Genomic DNA, 12777 nt, shown 5'->3' with positions numbered 1-12777 from the left:
CGGCGCGGGCGCCGGACAGATCCAGAGACGACCGCCTGCTGTCGTGAAAGAGCTCTCGGTGCGCAAGCTCGCGCCCGGCGCGGCGATCGCCATCGACGGCCGCCTCGACGAGCCGGCGTGGCAGGCGGCGGCGACGACAGGCCCGTTCGTCAACGTGGGCACGGGCCGCGAGGACCGGTCGCTGCCGACGCAGGGCGAGGCGCGGCTGCTCTGGGACGATGGGTTCCTCTACGTCGGATTCGACGTCAGCGACAGGACGATCACCGGCGGGTTCCCCGAGGGCGCGCGGGATCCGCATCTCTGGGAGCGGGACACCGTCGAGGTGATGATCGATCCCGACGGCGACGGAGATAACAAAGACTATTACGAAATTCAGATCAACCCTCAGAACCTCGTCTTCGACTCGCAGTTCGACGACTACAACGCTCCAAGGGGCGGCCCGAGCGGGCCTTTCGGCCATGAGGCGTGGAGCGCGGGCCTCACGAGCGCGGTCGCGCTGAGAGGGACGCTCGACGACGGCTCGGACGAGGACGTGGGGTACGTGGTCGAGGCGAAGATCCCGTGGAGCTCGTTCGCGAAGGCGAAGGCGGCGCCGCCGTCGCCGGGGGACGCGTGGCGGATGAACTTCTACGCCATGCAGGACAACGGCGGGGCGGCGTGGTCGCCGATCCTGGGCGAGGGGAACTTCCACAGGGCGCGGCGGTTCGGTCGGGTCCGGTTCGTCGCGGCCGAAGGTGAGGCGGGCGGCGCGGGGGCGCCCGCGGCGGCGCCCTCCGCGCCGGCCGGTCCGAAGCCGGGCTACCGGGCCGATCCGCCGGACCGCTGACCTGCGCGTCCGGCGTCTCGAGCAACAGAACAGCGAACCCCGTTGCGGCGCGAGCCCTCCTTGGAAAGGGAAACAGAGGATGTTCACGAAGCTCGGACTCCGGAACTTCAAGTCCTGGCGTGGCGCACATGCGTTCGACCTCAGGCCGCTCACGCTGGTGCTCGGCGTCAACTCGGCCGGCAAGACGAGCCTGCTCCAGCCGCTCTTGCTCCTGAAGCAAACCATCGAGTCGCCCGACCGGCTGCTTTCGCTCAACCTGGGCGGGCAGCCCGGTGAGATGCTGGACCTCGGCAGGCTCTCCGACGTCGTCTCCGGGGGCGACGTGCGCGCCGGGCTCGGCTTCCGCCTGACGTTCGGCCCCGTGAGCATCGGGAAGGGGGCCGCGCCGCGCACGCTCGGCTCCGTGGACTACGAGGTGGAGGTTGGCGCCGGCGAGGACGAGAATCCCTACGTGGAGCGGCTCTCGTACGCCACCGTCGAGGGCGCCTACGCCGTCGCGCGCCAGCGAGACGGCGCCTACGCGCTCTCCGCGCCGGGCGGCCCCTTGCCCGACGACCGGCGAGCTCGGCGGACCTACGAGCCCGAGCGGTCCGTCGGCTTCTCGGCCGATGCGGTCGCCGCCCTCGGCGCCGCGGGGGCGGACGCGCAGGATCTCGCGCTCGCGCTGACGCGGGAGCTCCGGCGGCTCGCCTACATTGGGCCCCACCGGAGCGTGCCCACGCGCCACTACGCGTGGACGGGGCGCTCGATAGGGCAGCTCGGATCGAGCGGCGAGCACGCGATCCCGGCGCTGATCGCGAGCCTCGTCGGCCGCCACGCCGACGGGTCCGAGCGGGGCCGCCTCGTCGAGCAGGTCTCCGCGGGGCTCGCGCGGCTCGGGGTCGCGGACAGGATGGAGATCGAGCGCCAGGCGACGACGTTCTTCCAGGTCATGATCACCTTCCAGGGCCACCGGACGAACCTGCTCGACGTCGGCTTCGGGGTCTCCCAGGTCCTGCCCGTGGTCACCGCGGCGTACTTCGCGCCCGAGGGCTCGACGGTGATCATGTCGGAGCCCGAGCTCCACCTGCACCCGCTGGCGCAATCCGCGCTCGGCGACCTGCTCGTCGAGGCCGTGCGAGAGCGCGGGGTGCAGCTCCTCGTCGAGACGCACTCGGAGCACCTCTTCCGGCGGATCCAGACGTTGATGGCCGAGGAGCGCATCACGCCGGACGAGTGCGCCATGTACTTTGCCCGGTGCAATGGAGGGGATTCGGTGCTCGAGCCGCTCGCGGTGAACGAGTACGGGCGGGTCGCGAACTGGCCCGACAAGTTCTTCGGTGACACGGTGGGCGAGGTCGAGCGCCAGATGGAGCGGATGCTCGACCGCATGGAGAAGGACGAGCAACGTGGCTGATCATGTCGTCGACACCAACGTGCTCATCGTCGCGAGCGCCGCCGATCCTGCCTCGCCGTTCAAGGACACCCACGTCCCGACGAGCGAGCGGAGGGTCGTCTTCGCGTGGCTCAAGGATTTTCGCGCCGATGACGGGCGCCGCCTGATCATCGACAGGGCCCGCGGCATCCTGCGCGAGTACAGGAAGAAGCTGACGGCCCAGGACTACGGCCTCGTCGTGGCGATGGAGAAGCTCCGGACGGCGGCGTTCGTCTCCGTGCAGTACGACGGCGAGTACGCCGTCGTGCCCGAGCGGCTCGCTCGCTTCGACAACTCCGACAAGAAGCTCGTGGCGGCGCACCTCGCGCACCGGGCGGAAGGCGGTCAAAGCACCATCGTGAACGCGTGCGACACCGACTGGCACGAGCACGAAGAGGCGCTCTCCGCAGAAGGGGTGATCGTGGAGCAGCTCCTCCCGGCGTGGTGCCAGAGAGAGTTCTGGCGCAAGAACCCCGAGAAGGTGCCTCCCGGCGCTCGATGATGCGCTTGCGGTGGCGCTGGCGCACCGTGACCTCGTTGTTCTCCACCCGGACCATAACGTCGCTCCCCATGGGGTCGCGGTGCGTCGTGGGGCGATGCGTCGTGGGGCGGTGCGTCGTGGGCTCGTACGAGGCGAGCTCAAGGTGGGCGTGCTTCCTGAAAGCGAAACGCTACATCAACAGCATTCGTGAGGTCCGCGGCTTCCTGAAAACGAAACGTTATATCAACAGCATTTGCGGCCCGTGATGCTGTACATTTCGCGCGGCGGGGTGGCGTCGCCGTGCAATGACACGACGCCCGCTGTCGGTAGCCTCCATGCGAGAGCGCGATCGAGCTATTGCGTCGACGCGAAAGATCGTTGAGAGTCGTGACATGCAATTGCATGCCTCGGATCGTGGCCCATCCCGACATACCGGGATCGAGCGTCCGTGGGCAGGCTGGATGGATGGAGGTTCATGCGATGACACGGTTCTTCACTCTTGTTGGAGCGATCCTTTTGGTGGCCTGCGGCGGTGCGGGGGAGGGCACCGGCGCGGAGGGCGGGACGGGCTCGGCGGGCGGAGACGATACGAGCTCGAGCGGCGAGGGGCCGACCACGTCGGGCACCACGACGAGCACGACGGGCACGGGGATCGAGGACCCGACGAGCGGGTCGGGCAGCAGCACGAGCGGTTCAGGCGACGCGACCGGCTCGGGCGGCTCCGGTGGCTCCGGGGGCTCGGGCGCCGCGAGCGGCTCCGGCGGTACGGGGGGCACGGGCGGCGATGATCCGTTCGCGCACGCTCCGGTGTGCAGCAGCGACGAGCACTGGACGATGGGCGATCACGAATCGCCGCTCATGCACCCAGGCATGGCGTGCCGGACCTGTCACTCGATGAAGGAGCCGCGGGTCGCGACGCGCCTGCCGATCGTCGGCACCGTCTACCCGACCGGGCACGAGCCCGACGACTGCCTCGGCGTCGACGGGGATGCCGAGGACGTGGTCGTCGAGATCACGACCGCCGACGCTCGGGTGATCCAGCTGCCGGTCAATGCGTCAGGCAACTTCCTCTTCGACACCGCCCGAGATCGCACGCCCATCAAGTTCCCGATCACCGCACGGGTGGTGAAGGGCGACAAGGAGCGCAAGATGCTCACCGCGCAGATGAGCGGCGATTGCAACAGCTGCCACTCCCAGAAGGGCGCCGAGGGGGCGCCCGGACGGATCGTCGCGCCCTGACGCTTGCGCTGGCGCCCGCCGGCCGAGAGCATCTCACTCCAGCGTCCCCTCAGGGCCGGGGCGGCGCCGCGCCCCTCGGGGCCGAACCATCCGGTCCTGGGCCCAGCCCCCGGCCCAGCAAAGCCGGCGCATGCACCCCCGGCTGCGCTAAGCTCCGCGCCCTGTGCCCGTCCTCACCGCTCACGATCTCCACAAATCCTTCGGTCCGCAGACCATCCTCGACGGCGTCTCGGTCAACATCCGCACGGGCGAGCGGGTGGGCCTCGTCGGCGTCAACGGCTCCGGCAAGAGCACGCTCGCCCGCATCCTCGCCGGGGTCGAGCAGGCCGACAGCGGCACCATCGCGCGCCGACGCGGCGCCGAGATCGGCGTCCTCTCGCAGGATCCGGTCTTCGAGCCGACCGACACCGCGCGCGACGTCGTGCTCGCCGGGCTCTCCGCCTGGCACGCCGCCAAGGCCCGCCACGACGAGGTGAGCCGGGCGCTCGCGGCCGGCTCGGGGGACGCCGAGGCGCTCCTCGCCGAGCAGGCCGAGGCCGGGGCCGACGTCGAGCGGCTCGGCGGGTGGGACATGATGCACCAGGTCGACGCCATCATCGGCCACGTCGGCGTCACCCGGCCCGACGCGCCCATGAGCGTGCTCAGCGGCGGCGACCGCAGGCGCGTCGCGCTCGCCCGCCTCCTCGTGTCGCGGCCCGCCCTCGCCGTGCTCGACGAGCCCAGCAACCACCTCGACGTCGAGACCGTCGAGTGGCTCGAGCGCTACCTCGTCGAGGAGCACCCCGGCGCGCTCCTCCTCATCACCCACGACCGCTACCTGCTCGACCGCGTCGCGGAGCGCACCCTCGAGATCGACAAGGGCAAGGTCTACAGCTACGACGGCGGCTACGAGGAGTACCTCGAGCAGAAGGCCGAGCGCCTCGCGCTCGAGGCGCGCACCGAGTCGAACCGGCAGAACTTCCTGCGCACCGAGCTCGAGTGGCTCAGGCGCCAGCCGAAGGCGCGCACCGGCAAGCAGAAGGCCCGCATCCAGCGCGCCGAGATGACCAAGAGCGCGCCGCCGCCCAAGGCGGAGCGGACCGCGCAGCTCTCGGTGGAGTCGGTGCGCACCGGCAAGACCATCCTCGAGCTGAAGAAGCTCGGCCTCGCGGTCGACGGCAAGTGGCTCGTGCGCGGCCTCGACTTCACCCTGACCAAGGGCGAGCGCGTCGGCGTCGTCGGCCGCAACGGCACCGGCAAGACCACGATGCTCCGCGCGATCCTCGGCCAGCTCGGCGCCGAGGGCGACGGCGCGGCCGCCGAGGGGCCCCGCATGGAAGGCGAGGTCGTGCTCGGAAAGAACTCGAGCGTCGCGTACTTCGACCAGCACAGGAGCGGGCTCGACCTCGACAAATCGATCTTCGAGAACATCGCGGGCTCGCACACGCGCGTCGAGGTCGGCGGCCGGTCCATGGACGTGCGCAGCTACCTGGAGCGGTTCCTGTTCGATCCGAACAAGGCGCGGCAGCCGGTGGGCTCGCTCTCCGGCGGCGAGCGGGCGCGGGTCGCCCTGGCGAAGATGCTCACCCAGAGCGTCAACGTGATCATCCTCGACGAGCCCACGAACGATCTCGACGTGATGACCCTCGCCGCGCTCGAGGAGATGCTCATCGAGCTCGACGGCTCGGCGCTCGTCGTGACCCACGACCGCTGGTTCCTGAACCGGGTGGCGACCTCGATCCTCGCGTTCGAGGGCGACGGCCGGGTCGTGCGGTACGCGGGCAACTACGACGCCTACCGCGAGCAGCGCGCGAACGCCGCGCTCGAGACGGAGGCCGAGGCGCGGGCCGCCAAGGCCCAGGCGGCGGAGGCCCGGCCGGCGGCGGCGCCGGCGAAGGCGGCCGCGCGGGCCGGCGACAAGCCGAAGCTCACGTTCGCGGAGCGGACGGAGCTCGACGCCATCGTGGGGCGGATCGACGCGGCCGAGCAGAAGGTCGCCGAGCTCGAGGCGAAGCTCGCCGACCCGACGCTCTACGCGAGCCGCGGCGCGGACGTGGCGGGGCTGCTCTCGGAGCTCGAGCGCGCCAAGCAGGACGCGGCGCGCCTGGTCAGCCGCTGGGAGGAGCTCGAGACGAAGCGCGAGGCCGCCGGCAAGGCGTGACAGGGCGCGACGGAGCGCGAGGCCGCCGGCAATCGGTGAAGGGGCGCATGGGGCGATCCGCCTCGCACGAGGGCCCTTGTCGGCGCGGCGCCGCCCGGCGACCATGGCCTCATGATGACCGTGTTCGAGGTGCACCTCGCCGAGGGATCCGACGGCGCCGGCCTGCTCAGCGACGAGGTCCTGAGCGAGACAGGCGCGCAGGTGATGACGCTCCAGGAAGCCGCGCTGGTCGGCTTCCAGGGCCTCCAGGCGCTCGACGGCTCCGGCAACGTCCGGCTCATCGCCGTGCGCGCGCGCGACGCCGCCTGGATCCACCGCTGCCTGGAGACCCACGGGGCCGTCGCCGCATTCCGGGCTCACCAGGTCGACTGAGCCACATCGCCCCCGCTGCTCGACCGACCCTCCGCGCGCGGCCTTGTCCGGAATGCCGTGGATGCCAGTCCGGCCGCCCGGCGCACAGAACATGAAGTCCCGACAAGCCCGCTGAAGCAGGCGAAGCTCGCCTCAACGAACATCGACGAGATCCGGTGTCCATCACCACATACGGAACGCCGCCCTCTCGCCGGGATCCGTACGTCTCCGCACGCAGGAGGCCCGTCCCACTGTGTCTCGTGTTACTAGAAAGTTGCCGTGTGGTTGCGTTGTTCACTGACGATGGTAACAACACCGCATGTCTCACTCCTCTCTACGTAGTCATACGCTCCTGGCGTTGTTCGCGGTCTCCGCGTTCGCGCCGGGTTGCGGCTCGGAGCGGCCGCAAGCGGGCGATACCAGGCCGCCGGGCTCCGAGCCCGGTCAGGGGGCGCCCTTCGAGAACCCCGGCGGGATGTGGATGCCGGAGCAGATGCGGCAGCACAAGGACCAGCTCAAGGCGCTCGGGCTCGAGATCGATCCCGAGTCGCTCGCCGATCCCACGGCGTCCCCGCTCGGCGCGGTGGTGAGCCTGGGCGGCTGCTCGGCCTCGTTCGTCTCGCCCGATGGGCTCATCGCCACGAACCACCACTGTTCGACCAGGGCGCTCCAGTACAACTCCACCCCGGAGCAGGACCTCCTGACGAACGGCTACCTCGCGAAATCCCGCGCCGAGGAGCGATGGGCCGGCCCCACCGCGCGCGTGCTCGTGACCCGCGCGTTCCGCGACGTCACCGCCGAGGTGCGGCGCGGCATCGAGGCCATCCAGGGCGATCTCGAGCGCTACGAGGAGATCGAGAAGCGCAAGAAGCAGCTCGTGACCGCGTGCGAGGAGGGGCGCCCCGAGATCCGCTGCTCCATCGCCGAGTACTTCGGCGGCGGCCAGGTGTCCTTGATCGAGCAGCTCGAGATCAAGGACGTTCGCATCGTCTATGTCCCCCAGGAGGCGATCGGCAACTTCGGCGGTGATATCGACAACTGGCGCTGGCCGCGCCACACCGGCGATTTCGCCTTCTTCAGGGCCTATGTCGGCAAGGACAACCGGCCGGCGGCCCACGCCGAGGACAACGTGCCTTACCGTCCGGCGCACCACCTGAAGCTCGCGTCGTCGCCGCTCCACCAGGGCGACCTGGTGATGGTCGCCGGCTACCCCGGCACGACGAACCGGCTCCGGACCGCGGCGGAGGTCGAGTCCGCGGTCTCCTGGCTGTACCCGAAGCGGGTGTCGTTCTACGAGGAGTCGGTCGCCCTCCTGGAGGAGCTCGGCAAGAACGACCCGGCCCTGCGGATCAAGGCGGAGCCGACCATCCAGGGCTACGCCAACTACCTGCTCAAGACGCGCGGCCTGCTCGACGGGCTGGTCCAGGGCGGCCTGGCCAAGGAGAAGGCCAAGCAGGAGGGCGACCTCAAGGCCTGGATCGACGCCGACCCCGAGCGCAAGGCGGCCTACGGCGGCGCGATCGAGCGGATCGCGGCGCTGCACGCCGGGCAGCTGGCGACGCGCGACCATGACGCGGCCGTGTCGGAGATCGCCTCGTCGGCGAGGCTCCTCGACGCCGCGGTCACCCTCGTGCGCATGGCGGAGGAGCGGCCGAAGGCCGACGCCGAGCGCGAGGCCGAGTACCAGCAGCGCAACTGGGAGCGCCTCGAGCAGGCGCAGGCGTCGCTGCAGAAGTCGTACGACCGCGCGATCGATCGGAGCACCTTCAAGCTGGCCACGCGGCGCGCGCTCCGGCTCGATCCGAAGGACAGGCCCGCGCTGCTCGGGGCCCTCGCGGGCGGGCAGGCACAGACGGAGGCGGGCATCGCCGCGGCGATCGACGCGCTCTACGAGAAGACGGCGCTCGAGGACGCGGCGACCCGGATCCAGCTGCTCAAGACGGCGACGCTCGAGGAGCTCCGGGCGAGCCGGGATCCGATGATCCGCCTGGCGCTCGAGCTCGCGCCGGTCGACAAGGCCATCGAGGCGCGCGACAAGGCCTACGCCGGGGCGATGGCCCTCGTGAAGCCGCGCTTCGTCGAGGCGCTCCGCGCGCACCGGGGCGGCCTCCTGGCGCCCGACGCGAACGGCACGCTCCGCGTCACGTATGGCACCGTGCGGGGGTACCGCCCGGAGGCCGACAAGCCGGTGGTTCGCCCGTTCACCACCCTCAGCGAGGTCGTGAAGAAGAGCACCGGCGAGGCGCCGTTCAACACCCCGACGACCCTGCTCGAGGCCGCGCGCGAGAAGCGGTTCGGCCCGTACGTGGACAAGGACCTCGGCGAGGTGCCGGTCTGCTTCCTGAGCGATCTCGACATCACGAACGGCAACTCCGGCTCTGCCACGCTGAACGCGCGCGGCGAGCTCGTGGGCCTCGCCTTCGACGGCAACTACGAGGCGATGGCGTCCGACTGGCTGTTCATGCCGTCGATCACCCGGACCATCCACGTCGAGCACCGCTACATGGAGTGGGTGATGGACGCGGTGTCGGGCGCGGACGCCGTGCTGAAGGAGATGGGCGGCAAGCCGGCCATCGACTGAGCGCGACGCAACCTCGAGAGCACGATCGCGAGGACGCCGGCGCGGGTCACGCGCCGGCGTCGTCGGACGACACCCGCACCTCTCCCCCGGCCACCGTCCAGAGGATCGACGTGCAGCTCCGCCCGAACGCCCTGTCGTGCGTGACGAGGAGCAGCGCGCCCGGGTAGTCGGCGAGGGCGCGCTCCAGCCGCTCGATCGAGGGCAGGTCGAGGTGGTTGGTCGGCTCGTCCAGCACGAGCGCCCACGCGTGTTGCCCGAGGCCCAGCGCGATCATCAGCTTGCGCGCCTCGCCGGGCGACGGCCGCGCCGACCCGAGCAGCGGCCCCGGCTCCACCCCGAGCGCGGCCACCAGCGACATCACCCGCCCGCGCTCCTCCGGAGGGAGGCGCCGCGCCCTCGCGAGGAGCGCCTGCTGCTCTGCCTCGCCGAGCTCCTGCGGCACATGGAGCACCTTGTCCGCCGGCACGCGCGCGCCGGCGAGCAGCGCGTTCACCAGCGTCGTCTTGCCAGCGCCGTTCGGGCCCGCGATCCGGATGCGGTCCTCGCGGCCGACCGAGAGCCGCACGTCCCGCAGCAGCGTCCGCCCCTCGCCCTCGCCGCCGGCGTGGATCCGGGGCGCGTCGAGCACGAAGAGCCACGGCGCGGGCGATCGCTCGTAATCGACGAACACGCTGCGGCCCACCGCCTTCTCGAGCTCGAGCTCTCCCGCCTCGGCCGACACCTTCTCGAGCTTGCGCCGGGTCACGCCGACGTTGCGCGACAGCCGCGCTTCGGCCGACGACACGCGGAAGTCCGCGAGCAGGCCCCGGGCGTCGCTGTCGCGCGGGCCCTTCATGCGCCGCTTCGTGCTCCGGTCCGCGTCGGCCGAGGCCTGCGCCCGCCGCTCGTCGCCGAGGCGGCGCCGGAGCTGCCGCTCCTCGGCGCGCAGCCGCTGGTGCGCCTCCTCGCGCCCGCGCGCCTCGGCCTCCCAGAGCGCTTTTGCCGCGCTGTACCCGCCGGGATAGAGCCTCGCCGCGGCCCGCTCGACCCGGATCGTGCCGGTGGTCAGCGCGTCGAGGAGCTCGCGATCGTGCGAGACGCACGCCCCGATCCCCTGGAACCCCGCGAGCGCGCTGGCGAGCAGCGCCCGCGCGTCCGCGTCGATGTGGTTCGTCGGCTCGTCGAGCAGGAGCAGGTCCGGCGCCGCGGCGAGCGCCGCGCCGATCTGCCACCGCTTGCGCTCGCCGGGCGACAGCGTGGCCCAGCGCCCGAGCTCCGCCGGATCCAGCAAGAGCTCGCCGCGCAACCTGCGCGCGGCGCCGTCCTCGGCGTCGGCCAGCGCATGGATGGCCGCGTCGGCGTGCTCCACGGCCTGCGGGCAAACCGCGACGGTCGCGCCCCGCGGGTCGAGCCGCAAGCTCCCCGCCTCGGGCGCGAGCTCGCCGGCGAAGAGCCGGAGGAGCGTCGTCTTGCCGGCGCCGTTCGGCCCGACGATCCCGTACCACCCGGGCGTCAGGCTCAGATCGACGTCCGCGAGGATCGTGGACGCGTCGGAATACGAGAAGGAGAGGCGCTGCGCGCGCAACAACGACATACGAGCTCCTGAATCCAGAGGGCCACATGGCCCGGTCACGGGACGGGCAGGCTGCCTCGCGCGGCCAGGGAGCAGGGATGCCACCTGTCGCGCTCGCGACCTGCGACGGAGACCGATTCAGGAGCTGATCTTCACCGGAGCACTCTCCTCTTGCGTCAGCCGTGCTCTCTAACAGACGGTCGAGGCCCACGCAATCGGCGCGCTCACGCGGCCAGGAAGCCGCCGTCGACCGGGATCGCGCCGCCGGTCACATAGCCCGCGCCCTCGGAGCACAGCCACAGCGCGGCGGCGGCGATCTCGTCCTCGGTGGCCATCCGCGCCATCGGATGCTGCGCGACCAGCGCCTGCACCAGCTCGGGCGCGAACGCCTCCGCCTGTTGCATGGCGGGCGTGCGGGTGACGCCGGCGCAGAGGGCGTTCACGCGGATCCCGAGCGGCGCCACCTCGAGCGCCACCGAGCGCGTCATCCCGAGGACCGCGTGCTTGGACGCGACGTAGGCGTGGTGCGCCGGCTTCCCGGCGACGCCGTAGATGGAGCCCATGTTGACGATGGCGCCCCCGCCCGACGCCAGCATGGCCGGGATCTCGTGCCGCATGGCCAGCCAGATCCCGCGGGCGTTGGTCGCCATGACGTCGTCCCACACCGCCTGATCGGCGCGCTCGAGGCGGGCCATGTCGCCCCCGACGCCCGCGCAGTTCGCCGCGAAATCGAGCCGCTCGAAGCGCCTCATCGTCTCTTCCACGGCGCGCTTCATCGAGGCGTCGTCCCGCACGTCGGCCTGGACGAACAGCGCCGGCGCGCCCTCTCGCTCGAGCGCGGCGCAGGCCCGCTGTCCGGCGTCGCCGTCGCGCGCGGCGACGGCGACGCGCGCCCCTCCTCGCGCGAACGCGCGCGCTGTCGCGAGGCCGATGCCCGAGGTGCCCCCGGTGACGAGGGCGACCCGTCCGGCGAAGTCGTAGGTGATCATGAAGCTCCCTTTCCTGGTGGAATCACGCGGTGCTCGCGCCGAGGCCGCGCTGGATGAACTGGACCGCCTGCTGGGCGAGGCGACGGCGGCGCTTCGGGCCGAGCTGCTTTCGCAGCGCGTCGGAGGCCAGCACGTCGTGGAGCTCGGCCCCGAGCTCCTGGAGCACCGCGTCGGTCAGCCCGGGGCCGATGACGGCGGCGACCAGCCGGGTCGCCACCTCGAGGCTCGTGTCGGTGGAACGGACGGCGCCGCTCGCGATGCCCTCCGCGAGCAGGGCCCGGAGCTCCGCGGCGCCGGCCTCGCAGATCGCCTTGTGGAGGCCGCGGACCTCGACCGTCGCGGTCGGGTCGGCGGCCGCGGCGGACAGGCGGGCGAGGCGCGGGTGCTCCACGAGGAACGCCATGCCGCGCTCGATGTGGACCTCCAGGCGAGCCCAGAAGCCGCCCTCCAGGCACGCGGCGCCGAGGAACGCGCGCTTCTGCCGCGGCACCTCCTCGGTCAGGAGCCACCGGTAGAGATCGAGCTTGTCCTCGAAGTACTGATAGAAGCTCCCCTTGGGGATGCGGGCGCGGCGCGCGATCTGCGAGAGCGAGGCCTCGGCGTACGGGCGATCCGCGAACTCGGCGATCGCCTCGCGCACGAGGCGGCCCCGCCGCTCCTCGGGCAACCCAAAGAACGTGCTCTTCGGCATGCGACCGGTCAGTCATATGACCGATCGGTCGCATCGTCAAGGCGGGCTGGACGCGCCCCTGGATGCTGTTCAACGGTTCAGCGCTGGGCATGCCCTGAGCACGACGAAGGAGACCCCTGGGCGCAACCCGGGAGTGCCCAGAGCGTGACCCCGAGCCCAAACGGGCCTCGTCCCAAACGCGCCTCCGGCGCGGGTCGGCGCGCCTCCGGAGGAGGTAGGGTTCCAGGGAGAGGCCCCCTCTTTCGAGGTCACGAGATCGACCCGAGCGCGACATCGAGCGACCCGCATCACGGCCGGCGACGCTGGGAAGGGTGACCGCGCGCCTCTCGAGCGAGGCGTTCATCTTGCATAGCAGGCCGGCGCACTCTCGTGCGGCCGTGCATTCCTGCAATGCACGTCACATCGATGGCGAAAACCTTCGCCGTCAGCATTCCAGGCAGGCGCCGCGGGCGTTCGCGCCGACGCGCGCCTGCAGCGTTCTCGTCTGCACGGCTCGCTCCATCCGGAGCGTAG

The 12777-nt window shown here is 71.5% G+C and carries 10 protein-coding genes; 7 read left to right on the top strand and 3 right to left on the bottom strand.

The features are described 5' to 3' along the window. Positions 1 to 43 precede the first annotated feature (43 nt). The 7 genes from ACSRUE_RS05710 (at position 44) to ACSRUE_RS05680 (ending at position 9032) form a co-directional block, all read left to right on the top strand. Positions 44 to 826, top strand: coding sequence for a carbohydrate-binding family 9-like protein (locus ACSRUE_RS05710; protein WP_441290128.1), 783 nt, complete (start codon positions 44 to 46; stop codon positions 824 to 826). 79 nt (positions 827 to 905) lie between these two features. Next, on the top strand, positions 906 to 2222 hold the full coding sequence (locus tag ACSRUE_RS05705; RefSeq protein WP_441290127.1) for a DUF3696 domain-containing protein: 1317 nt from the start codon (positions 906 to 908) through the stop codon (positions 2220 to 2222). Continuing rightward, on the top strand, positions 2215 to 2742 hold the full coding sequence (locus tag ACSRUE_RS05700) for a hypothetical protein (protein ID WP_441290126.1): 528 nt from the start codon (positions 2215 to 2217) through the stop codon (positions 2740 to 2742). Before ACSRUE_RS05705 ends, ACSRUE_RS05700 begins: the two co-directional genes overlap by 8 nt. Before the next feature lie 459 nt (positions 2743 to 3201). Beyond that, positions 3202 to 3960 carry a hypothetical protein gene (locus ACSRUE_RS05695; RefSeq protein ID WP_441290125.1) on the top strand — a complete coding sequence of 253 codons (759 nt, stop codon included), beginning with the start codon at positions 3202 to 3204 and terminating at the stop codon, positions 3958 to 3960. A 163-nt stretch (positions 3961 to 4123) separates the two neighbouring features. Continuing rightward, on the top strand, positions 4124 to 6100 hold the full coding sequence (locus tag ACSRUE_RS05690) for an ABC-F family ATP-binding cassette domain-containing protein (protein ID WP_441290124.1): 1977 nt from the start codon (positions 4124 to 4126) through the stop codon (positions 6098 to 6100). A 111-nt stretch (positions 6101 to 6211) separates the two neighbouring features. Next, entirely contained in the window at positions 6212 to 6472 is a 261-nt protein-coding gene (locus ACSRUE_RS05685) for a hypothetical protein (RefSeq protein WP_437296350.1), read from the top strand. Between the two features lie 337 nt (positions 6473 to 6809). Continuing rightward, complete coding sequence (locus ACSRUE_RS05680; RefSeq protein ID WP_441290123.1) at positions 6810 to 9032, top strand: S46 family peptidase; 2223 nt, start codon at positions 6810 to 6812, stop codon at positions 9030 to 9032. 46 nt (positions 9033 to 9078) lie between these two features. Here the strand turns inward: ACSRUE_RS05680 and ACSRUE_RS05675 are convergent, their stop codons facing one another. From ACSRUE_RS05675 to ACSRUE_RS05665, 3 genes are all read right to left on the bottom strand, one after another. Next, positions 9079 to 10605 carry an ATP-binding cassette domain-containing protein gene (locus tag ACSRUE_RS05675; RefSeq protein ID WP_441290122.1) on the bottom strand — a complete coding sequence of 509 codons (1527 nt, stop codon included), beginning with the start codon at positions 10603 to 10605 and terminating at the stop codon, positions 9079 to 9081. A 203-nt stretch (positions 10606 to 10808) separates the two neighbouring features. After that, positions 10809 to 11573 carry an SDR family NAD(P)-dependent oxidoreductase gene (locus ACSRUE_RS05670; protein ID WP_441290121.1) on the bottom strand — a complete coding sequence of 255 codons (765 nt, stop codon included), beginning with the start codon at positions 11571 to 11573 and terminating at the stop codon, positions 10809 to 10811. Between the two features lie 22 nt (positions 11574 to 11595). Next, positions 11596 to 12264, bottom strand: coding sequence for a TetR/AcrR family transcriptional regulator (locus ACSRUE_RS05665; protein ID WP_441290120.1), 669 nt, complete (start codon positions 12262 to 12264; stop codon positions 11596 to 11598). Positions 12265 to 12777: the final 513 nt, after the last annotated feature.

The sequence above is a fragment of the Sorangium sp. KYC3313 genome, assembly GCF_052075895.1.
Lineage (GTDB): Bacteria > Myxococcota_A > Polyangia > Polyangiales > Polyangiaceae > Sorangium > Sorangium cellulosum_B.
This window is presented reverse-complemented; position numbering and strand designations above follow the sequence as displayed.

Coding starts and splice junctions, on each gene's coding strand:
- ACSRUE_RS05705 (WP_441290127.1), top strand. CDS start 906: ATGTTCACGAAGCTCGGACTCCGGAACTTCAAGTCCTGGCGTGGCGCA.
- ACSRUE_RS05695 (WP_441290125.1), top strand. CDS start 3,202: ATGACACGGTTCTTCACTCTTGTTGGAGCGATCCTTTTGGTGGCCTGC.
- ACSRUE_RS05685 (WP_437296350.1), top strand. CDS start 6,212: ATGATGACCGTGTTCGAGGTGCACCTCGCCGAGGGATCCGACGGCGCC.
- ACSRUE_RS05675 (WP_441290122.1), bottom strand. CDS start 10,605: ATGTCGTTGTTGCGCGCGCAGCGCCTCTCCTTCTCGTATTCCGACGCG.
- ACSRUE_RS05670 (WP_441290121.1), bottom strand. CDS start 11,573: ATGATCACCTACGACTTCGCCGGACGGGTCGCCCTCGTCACCGGGGGC.
- ACSRUE_RS05665 (WP_441290120.1), bottom strand. CDS start 12,264: ATGCCGAAGAGCACGTTCTTTGGGTTGCCCGAGGAGCGGCGGGGCCGC.